This is a genomic window from Afifella aestuarii (assembly GCF_004023665.1).
In the GTDB taxonomy this organism is placed as follows: Bacteria; Pseudomonadota; Alphaproteobacteria; order Rhizobiales; family Afifellaceae; genus Afifella; species Afifella aestuarii.
In genome coordinates, this window is the sequence record NZ_SAUF01000005.1 from 300,512 (window position 1) to 317,855 (window position 17,344).

At 62.4% G+C, this 17,344-nt stretch carries 14 protein-coding genes and 1 tRNA gene; 8 read left to right on the forward strand and 7 right to left on the reverse strand.

Going from position 1 to position 17,344, the window contains the following annotated elements:
- Window positions 1–94: 94 nt before the first annotated feature.
- The 3 genes from dnaG (at window position 95) to EO094_RS15640 (ending at window position 6,033) form a co-directional block, all read left to right on the forward strand.
- Window positions 95–2,053, forward strand: coding sequence for a DNA primase (dnaG, locus tag EO094_RS15630; RefSeq protein ID WP_128293841.1), 1,959 nt, complete (start codon window positions 95–97; stop codon window positions 2,051–2,053).
- A 165-nt stretch (window positions 2,054–2,218) separates the two neighbouring features.
- The gene (rpoD, locus tag EO094_RS15635; protein ID WP_128293842.1) at window positions 2,219–4,210 is read left to right on the forward strand and encodes an RNA polymerase sigma factor RpoD; all 1,992 of its coding nucleotides are present in this window, start codon (window positions 2,219–2,221) and stop codon (window positions 4,208–4,210) included.
- Between the two features lie 80 nt (window positions 4,211–4,290).
- The gene (locus EO094_RS15640; RefSeq protein ID WP_128293843.1) at window positions 4,291–6,033 is read left to right on the forward strand and encodes a leucine-rich repeat domain-containing protein; all 1,743 of its coding nucleotides are present in this window, start codon (window positions 4,291–4,293) and stop codon (window positions 6,031–6,033) included.
- 11 nt (window positions 6,034–6,044) lie between these two features.
- Here the strand turns inward: EO094_RS15640 and EO094_RS15645 are convergent, their stop codons facing one another.
- Window positions 6,045–6,764, reverse strand: a complete 720-nt coding sequence (locus EO094_RS15645; RefSeq protein WP_128293844.1) for an SIMPL domain-containing protein — start codon at window positions 6,762–6,764, stop codon at window positions 6,045–6,047.
- A gap of 125 nt (window positions 6,765–6,889) precedes the next feature.
- Between EO094_RS15645 and EO094_RS15650 the strand changes: the two genes are divergently transcribed.
- From EO094_RS15650 to EO094_RS15665, 4 genes are all read left to right on the forward strand, one after another.
- Window positions 6,890–6,966: transfer RNA gene (locus EO094_RS15650), tRNA-Ile, on the forward strand.
- 235 nt (window positions 6,967–7,201) lie between these two features.
- Window positions 7,202–8,203, forward strand: coding sequence for a DctP family TRAP transporter solute-binding subunit (locus EO094_RS15655; protein ID WP_128293845.1), 1,002 nt, complete (start codon window positions 7,202–7,204; stop codon window positions 8,201–8,203).
- Window positions 8,204–8,266: 63 nt separating this feature from the next.
- Window positions 8,267–8,752: a TRAP transporter small permease gene (locus EO094_RS15660; RefSeq protein ID WP_128293846.1), complete on the forward strand. Its 486-nt coding sequence runs from the start codon at window positions 8,267–8,269 to the stop codon at window positions 8,750–8,752.
- Complete coding sequence (locus tag EO094_RS15665; RefSeq protein WP_128293847.1) at window positions 8,745–10,067, forward strand: TRAP transporter large permease; 1,323 nt, start codon at window positions 8,745–8,747, stop codon at window positions 10,065–10,067. Before EO094_RS15660 ends, EO094_RS15665 begins: the two co-directional genes overlap by 8 nt.
- A 39-nt stretch (window positions 10,068–10,106) precedes the next feature.
- Here the strand turns inward: EO094_RS15665 and EO094_RS15670 are convergent, their stop codons facing one another.
- The 6 genes from EO094_RS15670 to EO094_RS15695 all read right to left on the reverse strand — a co-directional run bounded on the left by EO094_RS15670 (window position 10,107) and on the right by EO094_RS15695 (window position 16,464).
- Window positions 10,107–11,240 carry an alpha/beta fold hydrolase gene (locus EO094_RS15670; RefSeq protein ID WP_128293848.1) on the reverse strand — a complete coding sequence of 378 codons (1,134 nt, stop codon included), beginning with the start codon at window positions 11,238–11,240 and terminating at the stop codon, window positions 10,107–10,109.
- A 148-nt stretch (window positions 11,241–11,388) separates the two neighbouring features.
- Window positions 11,389–12,927 carry a tripartite tricarboxylate transporter permease gene (locus EO094_RS15675; RefSeq protein WP_128293849.1) on the reverse strand — a complete coding sequence of 513 codons (1,539 nt, stop codon included), beginning with the start codon at window positions 12,925–12,927 and terminating at the stop codon, window positions 11,389–11,391.
- Between the two features lie 19 nt (window positions 12,928–12,946).
- On the reverse strand, window positions 12,947–13,378 hold the full coding sequence (locus EO094_RS15680; protein ID WP_128293850.1) for a tripartite tricarboxylate transporter TctB family protein: 432 nt from the start codon (window positions 13,376–13,378) through the stop codon (window positions 12,947–12,949).
- A gap of 58 nt (window positions 13,379–13,436) precedes the next feature.
- Window positions 13,437–14,432 (reverse strand): Bug family tripartite tricarboxylate transporter substrate binding protein, encoded by a 996-nt coding sequence (locus EO094_RS15685; protein ID WP_425455911.1) that lies wholly within the window; start codon window positions 14,430–14,432, stop codon window positions 13,437–13,439.
- On the reverse strand, window positions 14,429–15,274 hold the full coding sequence (locus EO094_RS15690) for a citryl-CoA lyase (protein WP_128293851.1): 846 nt from the start codon (window positions 15,272–15,274) through the stop codon (window positions 14,429–14,431). The genes EO094_RS15685 and EO094_RS15690 overlap by 4 nt, the downstream gene beginning before the upstream one ends.
- Complete coding sequence (locus tag EO094_RS15695; RefSeq protein WP_128293852.1) at window positions 15,271–16,464, reverse strand: CaiB/BaiF CoA transferase family protein; 1,194 nt, start codon at window positions 16,462–16,464, stop codon at window positions 15,271–15,273. Before EO094_RS15695 ends, EO094_RS15690 begins: the two co-directional genes overlap by 4 nt.
- Window positions 16,465–16,628: 164 nt before the next feature.
- On the opposite strand from EO094_RS15695, the gene EO094_RS15700 reads away from it, so the two are divergent.
- Window positions 16,629–17,342 carry an IclR family transcriptional regulator gene (locus EO094_RS15700; RefSeq protein WP_128293853.1) on the forward strand — a complete coding sequence of 238 codons (714 nt, stop codon included), beginning with the start codon at window positions 16,629–16,631 and terminating at the stop codon, window positions 17,340–17,342.
- Window positions 17,343–17,344: the final 2 nt, after the last annotated feature.

Sequence of the window (17,344 nt, forward strand, 5' to 3'; positions counted from 1 at the left end):
CGCGGTGCCGGCGCAAGCTGTGAGTAGCGGGGAGGGCGCGGCGCTCATGCCATTTGTTCTGCCGCGTTTCCCGCCGCTGTGCTAAGAGGGCAGGATGCGTTTCCCGCCATCTTTTCTCGACGCGATCCGAAGCCGGATCCCGATCTCCGACGTCGTCGGCCGGCGCGTGTCGTGGGACAAGCGCAAATCGCTGCCATCTCGCGGCGATTACTGGGCTTGCTGTCCGTTCCACGGCGAGAAGACGCCGTCTTTCCACGCCGACAATCGCCGGGGCCGCTATCATTGCTTTGGCTGCGGTGTGTCTGGCGACCATTTCACCTTTCTGGTCGAGCTCGAAGGGATGACGTTTCCCGAGGCGGTCGAGCAACTTGCCGCCGATGCCGGACTGAAGCTGCCCGATCCCGACCCGCGCGAGGAGGCGCGCCAGGCCCGCCGTATGGGCCTCGTCGAGGTGATGGAGAAGGCGGCTGCCTTTTTCGAGGCGAACCTCGCCGGAAAGGATGGGGCCCGGGCGCGCGCTTATCTGCGCGATCGCGGCCTCGGACAGGACATCCAAAACCGCTTCCGCCTCGGCTTTGCGCCGTCCTCGCGCAATGCACTGAAAAACCATCTCGCCGAGGCGGGCGTGAAGCCTGAGGAGATGGCGGAGGCCGGCCTCGTCATCGCTGGCGACGACATTCCGGTGAGCTACGATCGCTTCCGGGATCGCATCATCTTTCCGATCCTCGATTTCCGGGGGCGGGTCATTGCGTTCGGCGGGCGGGCGCTGTCGCCGGACGCTCAGGCCAAATACCTGAATTCGCCGGAAACCCCGCTCTTCTCGAAGAGCCGCGTTCTCTTCAACGGCAAGATGGCGCGGGCCGCGAGCGCCAAGGGGCAGAAGGTGATTGCCGTCGAAGGCTATATCGACGTGATGGCACTGGTGGCGGCAGGCTTTGAAGCCGCTGTTGCCCCGCTCGGCACCGCTTTGACGGAAGAACAGCTGCAGCTTCTCTGGCAGATGGCCGAGGAGCCCATCCTGTGCTTCGATGGCGACCAGGCCGGTATCAAGGCGGCCGCGCGGGCGATCGATCTTGCCTTGCCGCATCTGAAGCCTGGACGCAGCCTGTTGTTTGCGCTCCTGCCGGAAGGGCAGGACCCGGACGACCTCATTCGGGCTTCGGGATCGGATGCTTTCGCTTCTCTTCTCGATCAGGCGAACCCGCTTGCGGACATGCTCTGGCGCCGGGAGATGGAGCGCGGGCCGCTCGATACGCCGGAGCGTCTCGCCGGCGCCGAGAAAGCGCTCAAAGACGCGGTGGCGCAGATCGGCGATGCCGATGTCCGCCGCAACTACGAGCAGCTTTATCGCGACCGTCTGTTTGAGCGCCGTCGCAGCCGCGGGGGAGGCGCGAAGCAGGGCCGCACGCCCCGCCAGAATTTTGGTGGAGGACGACGCCAAGGCGCCGGCCGGGGCGGTCGCTTCATGCCGCCCGAGGCGCTGGGCGAAGCCTCGACCAGCCTTCTGTCGACGGCGCTTGTGCGTGGCGGTGGGCGGACCGGGGCGGCGATCGGCCTTTCCGACGCCATCCTGGTCGGCACCTTTCTGGCTCATCCTCAGCTCGCCGAAGAGAGGCTCGAGATGCTCGGCCGCATTCCTTTCACGGATGCGGCACTTTCTGAGCTTGCCGGCACAATAGCTTTGGCTTTGTCCGAAGAGCCCGAACTGAGCGCGGGCGCACTCCTTGACCGACTGAAGACAAAAGGACATTCGGCGCTGGTGGAGACAATCGGCCGCAAGCTGGCCACTTCAGGCCTTGCCGACCTGGGGCCGGGCGGAGATTCTCTCAAGGCCGCAGCCATTTGGGACGATGCGGCCCTCTTGCGTCTGCGCACCACAACTCTATCTAACGAGCGCCGGGAGGCAGCACGTGATCTTGCTAACGAGACGATTGAGGCCAGTTTAACCCGGTTGAAGGATATACAAGAGGAAGATCTGAGGCTCCGCCATCGTGCCTTTGAAGACGAGCAGACGGAAACCATTCTCCTTCATCCCTTCAAGGCTCGCCGTTGAGGCGGGCCAAGTTTGTTCGAGCGGTCGAGCGTTCGAGAAAAACAAATTGCCGATAAAGCGGGCCATGGTTAAGTGGCGCTTTACGGTGCAGCCCTTAGTTTGGAACGCAACCTCGACAGCGATAGCACGGGCGATTGACCATCGCACCGCTGAGACGACGGATCAATGACGACAGCGAACCAGCCCCAGACGACCGAAACCAAGGACGAGACGCGCGACGGCCAGCATAGCGATGGCCCGCTTCTTGATCTCTCTGATGCCGCTGTAAAGCGCATGATCAAGGAGGCGAAGAAGCGCGGCTATGTCACGGTCGATCAGCTCAACTCCGTCCTTCCCTCGGAGGAGGTGACCTCCGAGCAGATCGAGGACACCATGTCGATGCTCTCCGATATGGGCATCAACGTGGTGGAAGCCGACGAGGCGGAAGAGAACGAGCCGCAGGCGGAAGAAGAGGAAGAATCGGAGGGCCGCGATCTCGTGGAGGCCGGTTCGACCGCCGTCACGAAGAAGACGACCAAGCGCGAGCCGTCCGATCGCACCGACGATCCCGTGCGCATGTATCTGCGCGAGATGGGGGCGGTCGAGCTCCTGTCGCGCGAAGGTGAAATTGCGATCGCCAAGCGCATCGAGGCCGGGCGCGAGGCGATGATCGCAGGCCTTTGCGAAAGCCCGCTCACCTTCCAGGCCATCATCATCTGGCGCGATGAGATCAACAACGGCGACACGCTGCTGCGCGACATCATCGATCTCGAAGCGACCTATGCCGGGCCCGATGCCAAGGCGCCGGATCCTGCGCAGGGCCAGGCCGCAGGCGGGGCGGAAGCCGAGGCCGGGGAAGCCACCGAAGGCGGTGAGGAGAGCGACGAGGACGAGGACGATTACGAGAACAATCTGTCGCTTGCCGCCATGGAGGCGGAGATCAAGCCGCAGGTGCTCGCGACCTTCGATACCATCGCGGACAATTACAAGCGCCTCAGAAAACTGCACGACACGCTTGTCGAAAACGACATGCAGAGCCGGGCGCTGACCCCGCCGCAGGAGCGCCGCTACAAGAAGCTGCGTGACGAGATCGTTGCCGAGGTGAAGTCACTGTCGCTGAACCAGGGCCGCATCGACGCCTTGGTCGAGCAGCTCTACGACATCAACAAACGCCTCGTTTCACTCGACACCAGGCTGATGCGCCTTGCCGAGGGCTATGGCGTCGACCGCATGGAATTCCTGTCGCATTATCGCGGCAACGAGCACGACCCGCACTGGATCCGCCGCGTGGCGCGTCTGACCTCGCCGGGCTGGCGCGATTTCGTCGCCAACGGCAAGGACCAGATCCACGATATTCGTACGGAAATTCAAGAGCTTGCGGCGAGAACCGGACTCGAAATCTCCGAGTACCGCAACATCGTTCACAAGGTGCAGAAGGGCGAACGCGAAGCCCGGCAGGCGAAGAAGGAGATGGTGGAGGCGAACCTCCGGCTCGTCATCTCGATCGCCAAGAAGTACACGAACCGCGGCCTGCAATTCCTTGATTTGATTCAGGAAGGCAATATCGGCCTGATGAAGGCGGTCGATAAGTTCGAGTACCGCCGCGGCTACAAGTTCTCCACCTATGCGACCTGGTGGATCCGCCAGGCGATCACCCGCTCGATCGCCGATCAGGCACGCACGATCCGCATCCCGGTCCATATGATCGAGACGATCAACAAGATCGTCCGCACCTCGCGCCAGATGCTGCACGAGATCGGCCGCGAGCCGACCCCGGAGGAGCTGGCCGAGAAGCTGCAGATGCCGCTCGAAAAGGTCAGAAAAGTCCTGAAGATCGCCAAGGAGCCGATCAGCCTCGAAACGCCGATCGGCGACGAGGAAGATTCTCATCTCGGCGATTTCATCGAGGACAAGAACGCCATTCTGCCGATCGACGCGGCGATCCAGTCGAACCTGCGCGAGACGACGACCCGCGTGCTGGCCTCGCTGACCGCCCGCGAGGAACGCGTTCTCCGCATGCGCTTCGGCATCGGCATGAACACCGACCACACGCTCGAAGAGGTCGGCCAGCAGTTTTCGGTGACCCGTGAGCGTATCCGCCAGATCGAGGCGAAAGCGCTCCGCAAACTGAAGCATCCGAGTCGGAGTAGGAAGCTCCGGAGCTTCCTGGACAGCTGAGCTGCTGCATCTGGCTCAACTCGGACGGATACATTAGTTTATAAGGGCCCCTTTTCAGGGGCCTTTTTTCTGAGGTGCTGATGGCGCGGGATAATCACGATTCTTGGGAGGCCGGGGTTGCTGCGGCCAGCCGGGAGGATTTTGCCGAAGCGCGGTCACGGATTTTGGGGGAGAAACGACGAAGAAGGGGTCACCTTGATCTCAGCGATCTAGGGTTTCTATACGCACTTCCAGACGAAATTCGTGAGCTGAAGGGGCTTTCAGTTCTATCTCTGGATGGCACGCGGGTAAGTGATATTGCTCAAATCTCGGTTCTTGACAGTTTGCGGGAGATTTGGCTTTCGGAAACTGACGTGAGGGATATATCACCTCTTTCCAGTCTTGAAGAGTTGCAGGTTCTCGCGCTTGCTGGGACACATGTCAGCGATCTTCAACCGCTTTCCTGTATGAAGCGCCTAAGGCTACTATCGTTTGTTCGTACGCAGGTTAGTAGCCTTGAGCCGCTTTCGGGTATGAAGAGCCTACAGACCCTTGTCTTCAACAGTACGATGGTCACCAACCTTGAGCCGCTCTCGGGCCTTACGAACTTGCGAGCCCTCGGCTTCGATGACACGCTGGTACGTGACCTTACCCCGCTCGCTTCGCTCATAGGCCTGCAAGATGCTGCGGTCGCGGACCAGGACGTTTTCGGGCTCCGCTTTGCTGGCGCCAGCATCACCGGAATCCCGCCTTTCGACCATTTGGTGACACTGAGTCAGCCCGCGCGCACTGTGGAAACCATCAACGAGCTGCGTCGCCAGCAGGGACTGCCGCCACACATCCCCGAGGGATACGAGCCGCCGGCGAAGTTACAAGACTTTCTGAAAGCCGGAAGCGAGGAGAGAGAACCGTTGGAAGTCGACCTGACGGATGACTATCTGCGTCCTCTGAGCTTGCCGCTTCCTCCGAATTTGCCTTCCGCCGGCCCTGGTCCGCAATATGGAGTGCGCTACGGCAAGCTGTCTGGAGTTCCAAGCGCCCCAGCAACGGAAGAGGTGGACCGGCAGAAAGCCTTGCATGCCCGTCTTAAGCGAGATGCGGCTCGTTTGGCACAAGCGCTAAGGCGTGCGGGGAACGTCTATCCAGACTTGGCTTTCAGCGCGAAGGAGTACGCCGAGCTCATTGAGGTTGAAGTCGCGGATGCCGATGTCACTGGCCTTTGGTCTGTTGGCAATGCGCTTTCCAGCTTCGCTCAGTCCTATCGCCAGCAGAACATTGCTCGGACACTCGCGGAGCCGCTTGAACCAGAACTTGACGCTTTGCTGCAGAACGTCGTCCGGCAACACGGAGCGTTCGTCATGGGCTTCGACGAGGCGCGGGATCTCATCCATCGCGCTGATGAGTTCGCCCTCGACGCGGTTCGGTTACATGAGATTTCCGAATCAGGAACTGCAATCCTTGAAGAGCTGACGGAAAACCGCGACTTCGTTGAAGAAGAGACACGGGCACTGCACCGACCGGTCCGGGACAGTATTGTAGATCTCGGTTGGGCGGGCTCCCGAGTCGGTTACTCTGCTTATCTGATCGTACGTAACGGCGTTCGGGCGATGATCAGGCTCAGTGTCGGTAGCGAACCGAATGCGGGAGCAGTTCTCGGGCTCCTTGCGGGAGGGTCAGCACTTACGGGCGACCCGAATGCAGAGTTCATCCGGGCTGCGATCCCTGTCCTACAACAATATGGATCGCAGCTTCTTGTCTTCTTCAATCACTCACCCGAGATGAGGGCGTATGTAGAGTGGGCGCTAGAAGTCCTAGAGGCCGATGATCGCCAGACGAAGCTCTGACGCTTAGCCCTCTACTCCTCGATCCCCCAGACCATGTTGACCTGGACCTCGACGGAGACTTCGCCGCCTTCCAGCGGCACCGCTGCCTCGTCCATTTGCGCGCGCGCCATCGCCATCATCTTCGGCTGCGGGCGGCCATAGCTCTGTTCGGAGATCGACTGGATCGGCCCGAGGGTGATTCCGGCCGCCTCGGCGAGCTGTTCGGCGCGGGCACGCGCGTCCTCGACCGCCTTTTTGCGGGCCTCTTCTTCGAGCGGCTTCGGGTCGTCGATGGTGAACGACAGATTCTGGATGCGGTTGGAGCCGAGCTCCACGACCTTGTCGAGCGTCGATCCGGCACTTTCAAGATCGCGGATGCGGACCGTGAGGAGGTTGTCGACCCGGTAACCGACGATCTTGCGCTCCGAAGCCTGACCTGGGCGCGGCTGCTCGTAGACCGGCTGGATGGAGAAGCCGGAGGTCTGCAGGTCGCGGTCGGCGATGCCCTGGTCCTTTAGCGCCTGCGTGACCTTCGTTATCGCCTCTGAATTGGCGCGAAGCGCCTCCTGCGCGCTCTTCGCCTGTTCCGACACGCCGAGCGCGACGACCGCCATGTCCGGCGTGCCGAATGCCTCGCCGTTGCCGGAGACGTTGATTTGCGGGCGGTCCGGCCCATCCTGTGCGAGCGCCGGTGCTGCGAATGCGGCGAGCGAGAGGGCGAGGGCCGGGGCGATAAGGCGTCTGGTCGGCATGTCGGTTCTCCGGGGTGCGTGAATCGGTGGCCCGTGCGAATGCCTGCCGAATGCGGCTCTTTTTGGGGCTGTTGTGTCGCGCCGGCTTGCCCGGTGCCGGGCAATCGCGTACCTGACGCCTGTCTGGGTCCGTAGCTCAATTGGTTAGAGCCGGCGGCTCATAACCGCTTGGTTGCAGGTTCGAGTCCTGCCGGACCCACCACACCCTTTTCCCCACATCATGTCGGACGAATTCTGAAGCGCGCCTGCCACCCAGGTCGCGCGGGGAGCGACGTTCGCCTCGTCTTGGCCTTTCGTGCACCGGGTGAGGCGTTTACGGCATTGCGTGGCGCTCGCTCATCCGTATTGTGCGCGGCCTCAGATGGATTTTTCGATCACCAAAGAGCGCTTTGCCGAAAAATCGTTCGTGTTGGTGAGGCGAAAACGGGAGGAAGAAAATGAAAATTTCGCAGATTGGCGCGATTGCGCTGTTTTCCGCCACACTTGCCGCGATGGCGGGGCCGGCTTCCGCCGAAACCTATCGGTTGTCGCAAAATACCAGCAACACGACGACCTGGCAGAAGGGTGCCGAGAAGTTCAACGAGCTTCTGGGTGAGGCGACCGACGGCAAGATGGACGTCCGTATCTTCCCGAATGCGCAGCTCGCCGGCGGCGACCAGATGAAGCAGACGGAGATGGTGAGCCGTGGCTCCATCGACTTCATGCTGACCTCCGCGATCAACGTCACGCCGCTTGTGCCGGAGCTTGCGGTCTTCTCGTTGCCGTACCTCTATTCGGACTATGACGCGGTCGACGCCACGACGAGCGGCGAGCCGGGGCAGAAGATCGAAGAGATCTTGAAAGAGCACGGCATCATCGCTCTCGCCTGGGGCGAGAACGGCTTCCGCGAAGTGACCAACAATGTCCGCCCGATCAAGACGCCGGAGGACATGCAGGGTCTCAAGATGCGCGTCTCGGGTCCGATGTACATCGACGTGATGCAGGCGCTCGGCGCCAACCCGCAGCAGATGCAATGGTCGGAGACGTTTCCGGCTCTGCAGCAGGGCGTGGTCGACGGGCAGGAAAACCCGATCGGTGCCGTCATCATCCCGCAGCGCGTCTACGAGGTGCAGAAATACCTGACCACCTGGCACTATTCCTACGACCCGCTTTTCCTCGGCGTCAGCGAGAAGCTCTGGGATTCATGGGACGACCAGACCAAGACCACGGTGAAGAAGGCCGCCGAAGAGGCGATGGAATACCAGAAGGAAATCAGCCGTGAAGGCACGGCCAAGGGCGTCGAATTCCTGCGCGAACAGGGCATGGACGTCTACGAGCCGAACGCCGAAGAGATCGACGCTTTCCGCGAAGCGACCAAGCCGGCCTTCGACACCTGGTCGAAGAAGGTGGGCGAGGATCTCGTGAAGAGCTTCCAGGACACCATCGCTCAGTCGAACTGAGGCATCGCTCGTGCAGGCGGGGTGTCTGTGCCCGCCTGCACGTTCAGCCTTTGAGGAGGTTTCGTGTCGTTCCTGTTGCGCGAAGCGGAGAAGATCGTCTGCGCGGTGATCCTTCTTGCGATGACCGGCCTAGGCTTCGCCAATGTGGTCGTGCGCTATCTGACCAGCTATTCGCTCGCATCGACGGAAGAGCTCCTCACCAACGGCTTTCTGCTTTTGACGGTTTTCGGCGCGGCCATCGCCGCACGCAACGGCGAGCATCTTGCCGTGACCATCCTCTATGATGCCGTGCCGAGGCCGGTTCGGAGGGCGATCCTCGTCCTGTCGAGCGTCCTCTCCGTCGCTCTCCTCGCGATGTCGGCCTGGTTCACCTGGCAGCTTTTCGCGAACCAGTTCGAGAGTGGTGTGCGCTCCTACGCGCTGCAGATCCCGGCCTGGTACTACAGCGTGGCGCTGCCTTTCGGCTTCGCGCTCGTCATTATCCGCTACATTCAGCATGCCTTCGAGCGCTGGCGCGGTGACACGCATGAGGTCGTCGCCGATGTTTGACCTCGATGCCGGCACGCAGATGGTGATCCTGTTCTTCGTGCTGTTGTTCCTGCGCGTGCCGGTCGCGTTCGCCCTCGGGCTTTCTGCCGTCTATGCGATGTGGGCGATCGGCTTCGGCCTCGATATGGCGGGCGATCTGATCGCGAGCGGCATCGCCAAGTTCTCTCTGCTCGCGATCCCGTTCTTCATCCTCGCCGGCACCCTCATGGGCTCCCTCGGCATTGCTGAGCGTATGATCGCCTTCTTCCGCGTTCTCGTCGGCGGCCTGCCGGGGGGCATGGGGCTTGTCGGAACCGTCGTCTGCCTCTTCTGGGGTGCGGTCTCAGGCTCGGGGCCGGCATCGGTTGCCGCAATTGGCCCGCTGATCGTGCGCGGCATGGCCGAGGATGGCTATCCGAGAGCTTTTGCGGCCGGCCTCGTCTGCGCCGGTGCGGGACTTTCCATCGTCATTCCACCCTCGATCGGTCTCGTCATCTACGGCGTCATTGCCGAAACCTCGATTTCGGACCTCTTCACGGCAGCGATCATCCCGGGCCTTGTCATGGGGCTCTTGATGCTCGTCGCTCTGCCTTTCGTGCCGAAAGTGGATGCGAACGAGATGCCGCCGAGCCTGGAGCGCCTGATGCCGCAGGATTTTTCGGAGCTCCCATACGGGCGGCGGCTGTGGCGCTCCTTCCTGCATTCCTTCTGGGGTCTGATGACACCGCTCGTCATCCTGGGCGGTATCTATTCCGGCATCTTCACGCCGACCGAAGCGGCGATCGTGGCGACCGTCTATGCGCTCTTCGTCGGCGGCCTCGTCTACCGCACCTTGAGCTTTGCGACGCTCTACGAGGCGCTGTCCGCAGCTGCGGCATCCTCGGCCGTCGTCATGCTCGTGGTGGCCTATGCAAGCCTCTTCGGCTGGGTGGTGACGGTCGATGATCTCATCGGAAAATACTCGACCGTGCTTCTCGGGCTGAGCGATCAGCAATGGGTCATCCTCATCGTCATCATGCTCATCCTCTTGATCGCGGGGATGTTCATGGACGCGATCACCATCATGTTCATCACGCTGCCGATCTTCCTGCCGGTGATGCGCGAGCTCGGCTGGGATCCGGTCTGGTTCGGCGTCCTGGTGATGGTCAATCTGGCGATAGGGCTCTTCACGCCGCCCGTTGGCATCAATCTCTACGTGGCAGCCAATATGACGTCGCTGCCGCTGGAGAAGATCGCGCGCGGCGCCGTGCCGTTCCTGATCACGAGCCTCATAGGTCTCATCCTCATCGCCGCCTTTCCGAGCCTGTCGAGCGTGCTCGTCGAGGTGTTGAAATAGGCGGCGGCGAGGTTCTGCCGTCCTGGCGAATGAGCGTGGTCAGGTGGCGGATGACCTGTCGGAGGCGCGAAGGATCCAACTCGCAATCTTCGGCCAGGTTTGCGAGAGCGTGCGCGCGCTCATGAAAAGCCCGATATGGCCGCCCGGCACCGTCTCCTTCACGATCGCGTCCTTGGGCGTTCCAAGGAGACGGTCGGCCTCCAGCACCTGCTCCGGTGTGGTGATGTCGTCGGCGGCACCCGCAAGAAGGTAGACCGGACAGCTGATATCGCTCAGCTTGAGCGGCCGCCCGAGGCCGACGAAGGTGCCCTTGGCGAAGCGGTTCTCCTTGAAGATCTCTTTGATCACCTGGAGATACCAACGTCCCGGCAGGTCGATCGGGTTTTCATACCAGCTCTCGAAGGTCTCGCGTTTGGCGAGATAGGCCGGGTCGTCGATGTGCTCGTAAAGCTCAATGTGCTCGTCGATGTAATGCTCGGCGGGATGCATGTTCTTCCAGCCGCGCAGCATAAAGCGGCCGAGCATGAGCCCGCCGCCGAGTTCCACGAGTTCGCGGTAGAAGGAAAGGGGAGAGGCCTGCACCATGCGCTTGATGGGGCCGTCGCCGGCATTCGTGTCGATGGGCGCTCCCGCGAGAACGAGGCTGTTGACCTTCTCTGGAAAGCGCGCGGCAAGCATTGCCGATGCCCAGCCGCCCTGGCAGAGCCCGACGAGATCGGCCGAACCGCCGAGATCCTCGATCGCGACGAGAAGTTCTTCCAGATAATTGTCGACATCGAAGTCGCGCATGTCGGGGGTGGCCGACTTCCAGTCCGTCAGGGCGACATGGGCGATGCCGCCATCGAGCAGCGTTTGGACGAGGCTTTGGCCCTTGTGATAGTCGGCGATCATCGCGCTATGCCCGGCATAGGGGGCGATGACGAGCGTTGGGCGCCCTTCTTCGCGTCCGTAATCGCGCAGATGCATGGTTCTCAGTTCGAGGCGGATCCTGTTCTCCGTCGCAAGCTGCGGCCGCAGCTCGTGATGGATTTTGATTTCTTCCTCGATGAATTTGACGTTGCGGGCATAGAGTTCCGCTTCCTCTTCAGCGAGAGCGGACGCCATGGCGACCGGCCAGAAGGCTGGCACGCTGGCGAGCTTGAACTCATGCGGTCGCGGCGTTCCTTGAGACATGACGACGGCTTCCCCCGTGACGAGCTGAAGACGGGGAGCTATTGTCCGCTCCCCGTCTTCAGGTGGCGTGTCGAAAAAGCCCGGGCAAGTCGCCGTCAGGCGGGGCAGGGCTGCGCGAAACGAGCCTCTGCCGCGCTGAAGTCACCGATCAATCCGGATCGTCGCTTTCTCGCGAACGACCCTTGCCGACATTGGTGCGGAAGAACGAGCCGACGATAATCGGCAGGATGAAGCCGACGATCGCGAGCCCCCAGAGCGTGATCGACAGCCACGAATCGACGAGCGCCGACCAGTCGCCGTTGGAGATCGTCAACTCGCGGCGCAGATTGACCTCCATTTGGCCTCCAAGGAGGACGCCGAGGATCACCGGCACCAATGGTACGTCGAGCTTGCGCAACAGCCAGCCGCCCAGGCCGAAAAGCACCATGACGACGAGGTCGAAGGTCGAACCGGAAATGCCGTAGACGCCGACGAAGGCGATCATCGCGACCGCCGGCATGAGGTATTTCGGCGGCACGAGGAGAACCCGCACGAACAGAGAGACGAGCGGGATGTTCATGATCAGCAAGATGATGTTGCCGATGAAGAGAGCTGCGATCAGACCCCAGACGACATCCGGATTGGACTGAAAGAGGAGCGGCCCAGGCGTGATGTTGAGGGCGAGCAGCATGGCGAGCAGCACCGCCGTCGTGCCCGAGCCTGGAACGCCGAGCGCCAGCATCGGAACGAGGGCGCCACCGGCGGCGGCATTGTTGCCGGCTTCTGGCGCAGCAACGCCGCGAGGGTCGCCCTTGCCGAACGTGCCCTTGCGGTCGGAGACGCGCTTTTCCACCGAATAGGCGATGAACGAGCCGAGTGACGCGCCGGCCCCGGGCAGGACGCCGGCGAGGAAGCCGAGAACGGTCGAGCGGCCCATCGTGCCGGCGGTCTTGCGGAGCATCGAAAGCGGCGCGGTGACGCGATTGACGAGCTTGCTCGCATCCTCCGCATGAGCTTCTTCGCCGCGGTGTTCCAGGAAGATGAACACTTCGGAGACGGCAAACAGGCCGACGATCGCGACCAGAAAATCGATGCCGTCGTAAAGATGCACCTCGCCGAAGGCGAAGCGCGGCACGCCCGTCTGGGCATCGACGCCGATCATGGCGATGCCGACACCGAGAGCCGCGGAGAACGCGGCCTTCGCCTGGTTGCGGCTGGCGATCCCTCCGAGCGTGGCAAAGGCCAGTGTGAAGAGAGCGAAGTACTCCGCCGGACCAAAGAGGAGGGCGACCTTGACGAGCTGCGGGGCGAGGAAGACCAGCCCCCAGGTCGCAAAGAACGAGCCGACGAAAGAGGCGATGCCGGAAAGTGCGAGCGCCTCGCCGGCCTTGCCCTGCTGGGCCATCGGATAGCCGTCGAGCGTCGTCATCAGCGCCGGCTCGTCACCCGGAATGTTGAGCAGGATCGACGAGATGCGCCCGCCATACATGGCGCCGTAATAGACGCTGGTCAGAAGGATCAGAGCCGGCGTTGCAGGCAGGCCGAGCGTGAAGGCGAGAGGGATGAGAATGGCGACGCCGTTCGAAGGCCCCAGTCCAGGCAGAGCGCCGAAGATCGTGCCGAGGAAGCAGCCGAGAAGAGCCAGAAGCACGTTCTGGAAGGTGAGAGCGACGGCAAAACCATCGGCAAGGGAGGAGAGTGCGTCCATCGTAAAATCCTCCGCTTTCTCAAAAGCCCCAGGGGCCGCGCGCGAGCGACAGGCCGAGGACGACGCCGAAAAGGACGTAGATGCCAACCGAAATGGTGGCACCTGCGATCGCCGCTTGCACAGGCCCCGCGCCGAGACGCCAGGACAGAAACATTGCGGTGATGGCGGTCGTCAGGACAAAGCCGCCGATCGGCAGCGCATAGGCGTAACCGAAGAGCACCGCGGCGGCGAAGAGCACTTCCATCGTGCGCCCGACGCTCGCCCATTGCGGTTCCGGATCGGGCTTGATGATGAAATAGATGGACGAAAGTCCGAGAATGACGCCGATGATGATCGGAAACGTCTTTGGTCCGACCGGATCGGACATGAAGCTTTCCTGGATGAGCGTCGCCTGCCAGATATAGAACGCGGCAAGCGCAACGCCGATCACGCCGAGTATCCGATCGCTCATGATCTCTTCCCGTTATCGAAGAGGGCCGCGCCGAGGTCCGGCACGGCCCTTCGCGATGTCACCTGATGATGCCGATTTCTTTGGAGAGATCTTTGATCTCCGCGACGGAGTCTGCCACGAATTTCTCAAACTCTTCGCCCTGAAGATCCAGCGGGGCAAGGCCATTGGAGGCCATGATCTTCTTCCATTCGTCGGATTTGTAGGTCTTGCCGATGGTTTCGACCCACCAATCATAGGCTTCGTCCGACATGCCGCCCGGAGCATAGAAGCCGCGCCAATTGGCGCCCACGGCATCGATGCCCTGTTCCTTGGCGGTCGGGAATTTCGAGAAATCGCCGGGCAGGCGTTCCGGAGCGAGGACGGCGAGGACTTTGATGTCGCCGGAATCGACGAAGCCCTTCGCTTCCGATGCGTCGCCGGAGAAGGCCTGAACGGAGCCCGCGAGAAGCTGGGTCACCGCTTCGCCACCGCCTTCGAACGCGACGTATTTGATCTGACGCAGCTTATCGATGCCGGCACGCTTGGCTGCGATCAGAACTTTCAGATGGTCCCAGCCGCCGACGGCCGAGCCGCCGGAGACGGCGATCGAAGAAGGATCGGCCTTGATGGCGTCGAACAGTTCGGGAAGCGTGTTGAACTTCGAATCCTTGGCGACCGCGATGATGCCGTAATCGGCGCCGACCGAGGCGAGCCAGCGGACCTGATCCATGTCGCCGCCGGGATAGGCGCCCTGGGCGAGGCGGCTCGAGGTTGCCGAAGAGGCTGCGACGATGAGGTTGTTGTCGTCATTGCGCTTGTTGACGACTTCGGCAAACGCGACGCCGCCGGATCCGCCGGCGAGATTGGTGACCTTCATCGTGCCTGGGATGAAGTCCAGATCCTGCATGGTCTTGCCGACCTGGCGGCAGGTGAAGTCCCAGCCGCCGCCGGGATTGGCGGGGGCGATGCATTCGGTCGACGACGGCTCGAAGGCCGACGCCCGGTCGCTCAGCGTGGCCGTGGCGAAGGCCAGCGGCAGAGCAAGTACAAGCAAACGACGCAATGACATGGTCATGAATCCTCCCTGATTTGACCATTCTGACGCAGCTTCTGGCTGCGATAGGAAGCCGGCACTTCGCGCGGAGCCATTCCGTCGAAGGTCCAGCGATAGGCTGGTGGTGTCGGGCCCTTATTGCGGCCACCCTGACACATCTGCTCCCAGGCATGGGAGAGAATGCCGACGGAACGTGACAGGCAGAAGAGGCCCCTGGCAAGAGGAGCCGGAAAGCCGAGCTCGGCGTAGATGACGGCGGTTGCCCCGTCGATGTTCATCGGGACGGGTTTGCTCTTCGCCTCCGTCAGCGTTTTTTCAATTGCACGACCGATCTTCGCAAAGCGTCCGGAAACGGTCCCGGCCGCGGCTGCCTCGTCGACAAGCCCAAGGAGGCGGGGCGCGCGGGGATCGACAGGCTTGTGAAAGCGGTGGCCGAAGCCCGGCACGAAACGGCCGCGTTCCGCCTGCCAGCGGTCCAGGATATCGGCCGTCTTTTCCGGCCCGCCGGCGTCGTCGATCATATGGTAGAGTTCAACGGCCTGCTCGCCTGCGCCACCATGCACGTCGTCGAGGAAATTGACCGCGGACGCCATGGCGCCATTCAAGGGCAGGCCACAGGTGACGGCCATGCGAGCCGCCGCGATCGAAGGAGCCTGAGGCCCATGATCGACGGCCGCTACGAGCGCCGCCTCAAATAGGGCCGCCTCGTCATGGCCTGGCAGTTCGCCGCGCGTCATGAGCCAGATCATCTCGGGAAAACTGACCTGGCCGATGAGGTCCTGGACCGGGTAGCCGCGGAAACTGATCTTGCCCGGCTCCATCTCAATGATGGAGGTGCGCCACCAATCGGACACGTCGCTCATATCGCACCTTCCTTCTGAAGCGTCTCGATCTCGCTCGCCGGCAGTCCGAGAGCGCCGTAGACTTCCTGGTTGTGCTCGCCGAGTTGCGGCGGCGGCGCGTCGACGCTCGGTGCCTCGCCACTCATCTTGATGCCGGTGCGGATGACGGTGATGTCGCGCCCGACGCCTGGAACGTTCTGGAAAGTCCCGAGCATTCCTCTTTCGGCGATCTGCGGATGCGCCAGGATGTCCGGGACACTCATCACGGCACCCGCCGGGACGCCGATCTCGTTCAATTCGCGCACCCAGTCGCGTGCAGGGCGGCGTGTCAGTGCCGTTTCCAACTCAGCCTTGAGACGAACGCGGTTCTCCTTGCGCTTCTCGCGGGTGGCGAAATCCGGATCCTGAAGCAGGTCCTCGCGTCCAAGATGGCGGGCAAGGAGTTGCCACTGCTCGTCTTTGTTGGCCGCGATGTTAAGAAGCCCGTCCTGCGCCTGGAACGAGCCGGAAGGGGCAGACGTCATGTTTTCGTTGCCCTTCGGCGAAGGCTCGACGCCGCCGATCAGATAATTCGAGACGACCCAGCCCATGGTGGCGATCGTCGCTTCGAGCATGGAAACATCAAGAAACGCACCGCGCTCCTCGGCATTGAGGGCAGCTGCGATTGCAAAGGCCGCGGTCAATCCGCCGATCGTGTCCGCGATCGGGTAGCCGACGCGCAACGGGCCCGAATCGCTGTCGCCGGTGATCGACATGACGCCGGACGCGCCCTGGATGATCTGGTCGTAGGCGGGGCGTCCGATCCAGGGGCCGCTTTGCCCGAAGCCGGAGATGGCGCAGTAGATGAGCTGCGGGTTGACGTCCTTCAGCGCCTCATAGCCCACGCCCAGCCGCTCCATGACGCCGGGGCGAAAATTCTCGACGAGCACATCGGCGCTTTCCACCAGGCGGCGGAAAATGGCTTTGCCGCGCTCGTCCTTGAGGTTGACCGTGACGGATTTCTTGCCGGCGTTCTGCGCCAGGAAGGAGATGCCCATGTTGCGGGCATTGAGCTCGGGATCGGCCCCGAGCTGGCGCGCGAGGTCGCCTCGACCCGTCGCCTCGACCTTGATCACCTCCGCACCGAAATGCACGAGCTGATGGCAGCAGAATGGACCTGCGAGGACGTTCGTCAGGTCGAGAATGCGGATACCGGCGAGGGGCCGGAGCATGGCGTCTCCTTTTCGATCAGAGGGATAGCGGGACGTGCGGAATCAATTCCGCAAGTTGGGCCGATGTCCTCCGGATCGTTCTTCATTGTTCTTGCGTTCTGTCAGGCAGAACGTATATTCAACGTAGCAGAACGATTGTATAGCGGCAAGAGGGGAAGACAATTGTGGCAGCGGCTGAAAACGGTGGTTCCGACGATGCGGGCCAGCGCGGCGTAGAGGCAGTCGAGCGGGCCTTCCGTATTCTTGCCTGCTTCGATGAGGGAGAGTTGACGCTCACGCTTGCGGAGCTTGCGCGCCGCACGGGCCTCTACAAGAGCACGATCCTGCGGCTCTGCGTGTCGCTGGAGCGTTACGGTTACATCGCGCGCCAGCCCGATGGGCGCTATCGGCTCGGCGCGACGGTGTGGCGGCTTGGTGCGCGGTACCGGCAGAATTTCACCGCTGCAGACCTCATCCGCCCAGAACTGCGCCGTCTGGCCGAGACGATCGGTGAGACGGCATCCTTCTATGTTCGCGACGGTGACAGCCGTGTCTGCCTTTATCGCCATGAGCCGGACCGCGCGATTCGTCACCACATCGTGGAGGGCGCGCGTATGCCGTTGACGGCGGGGGCGGCGTCCCACCTTCTCCTTGCCTGGACTGAGGATGATCCGCGGTACCGGGAGATCCGGCGGGTGGGGCACGCGGTCTCTCTGGGCGAACGCGATTCCGACATCGCTGCGATCGCCGTCCCTGTCTTCAGTCCCGACGGCAATTTGCGCGGCGCGCTCGCCATCTCGGGGCTGATCACGCGCTTCGACGATGCCCGCCGCGAGACGGTGCTGCTGGCCTTGAAGGAAAGCGCGGAGCGGATCGGCCGCCAGAAGACGGCCTCCTGAGC

What these genes read in the sequence shown, in the direction of transcription:
- EO094_RS15670 (WP_128293848.1), bottom strand. Translation starts at nt 11,240, where the DNA reads ATGTCTCAAGGAACGCCGCGACCGCATGAGTTCAAGCTCGCCAGCGTG.
- dnaG (WP_128293841.1), top strand. Translation starts at nt 95, where the DNA reads ATGCGTTTCCCGCCATCTTTTCTCGACGCGATCCGAAGCCGGATCCCG.
- EO094_RS15685 (WP_425455911.1), bottom strand. Translation starts at nt 14,432, where the DNA reads ATGACCATGTCATTGCGTCGTTTGCTTGTACTTGCTCTGCCGCTGGCC.
- EO094_RS15690 (WP_128293851.1), bottom strand. Translation starts at nt 15,274, where the DNA reads ATGAGCGACGTGTCCGATTGGTGGCGCACCTCCATCATTGAGATGGAG.
- EO094_RS15680 (WP_128293850.1), bottom strand. Translation starts at nt 13,378, where the DNA reads ATGAGCGATCGGATACTCGGCGTGATCGGCGTTGCGCTTGCCGCGTTC.
- EO094_RS15695 (WP_128293852.1), bottom strand. Translation starts at nt 16,464, where the DNA reads ATGCTCCGGCCCCTCGCCGGTATCCGCATTCTCGACCTGACGAACGTC.
- EO094_RS15665 (WP_128293847.1), top strand. Translation starts at nt 8,745, where the DNA reads ATGTTTGACCTCGATGCCGGCACGCAGATGGTGATCCTGTTCTTCGTG.
- EO094_RS15675 (WP_128293849.1), bottom strand. Translation starts at nt 12,927, where the DNA reads ATGGACGCACTCTCCTCCCTTGCCGATGGTTTTGCCGTCGCTCTCACC.
- EO094_RS15640 (WP_128293843.1), top strand. Translation starts at nt 4,291, where the DNA reads ATGGCGCGGGATAATCACGATTCTTGGGAGGCCGGGGTTGCTGCGGCC.
- EO094_RS15655 (WP_128293845.1), top strand. Translation starts at nt 7,202, where the DNA reads ATGAAAATTTCGCAGATTGGCGCGATTGCGCTGTTTTCCGCCACACTT.
- EO094_RS15645 (WP_128293844.1), bottom strand. Translation starts at nt 6,764, where the DNA reads ATGCCGACCAGACGCCTTATCGCCCCGGCCCTCGCCCTCTCGCTCGCC.
- rpoD (WP_128293842.1), top strand. Translation starts at nt 2,219, where the DNA reads ATGACGACAGCGAACCAGCCCCAGACGACCGAAACCAAGGACGAGACG.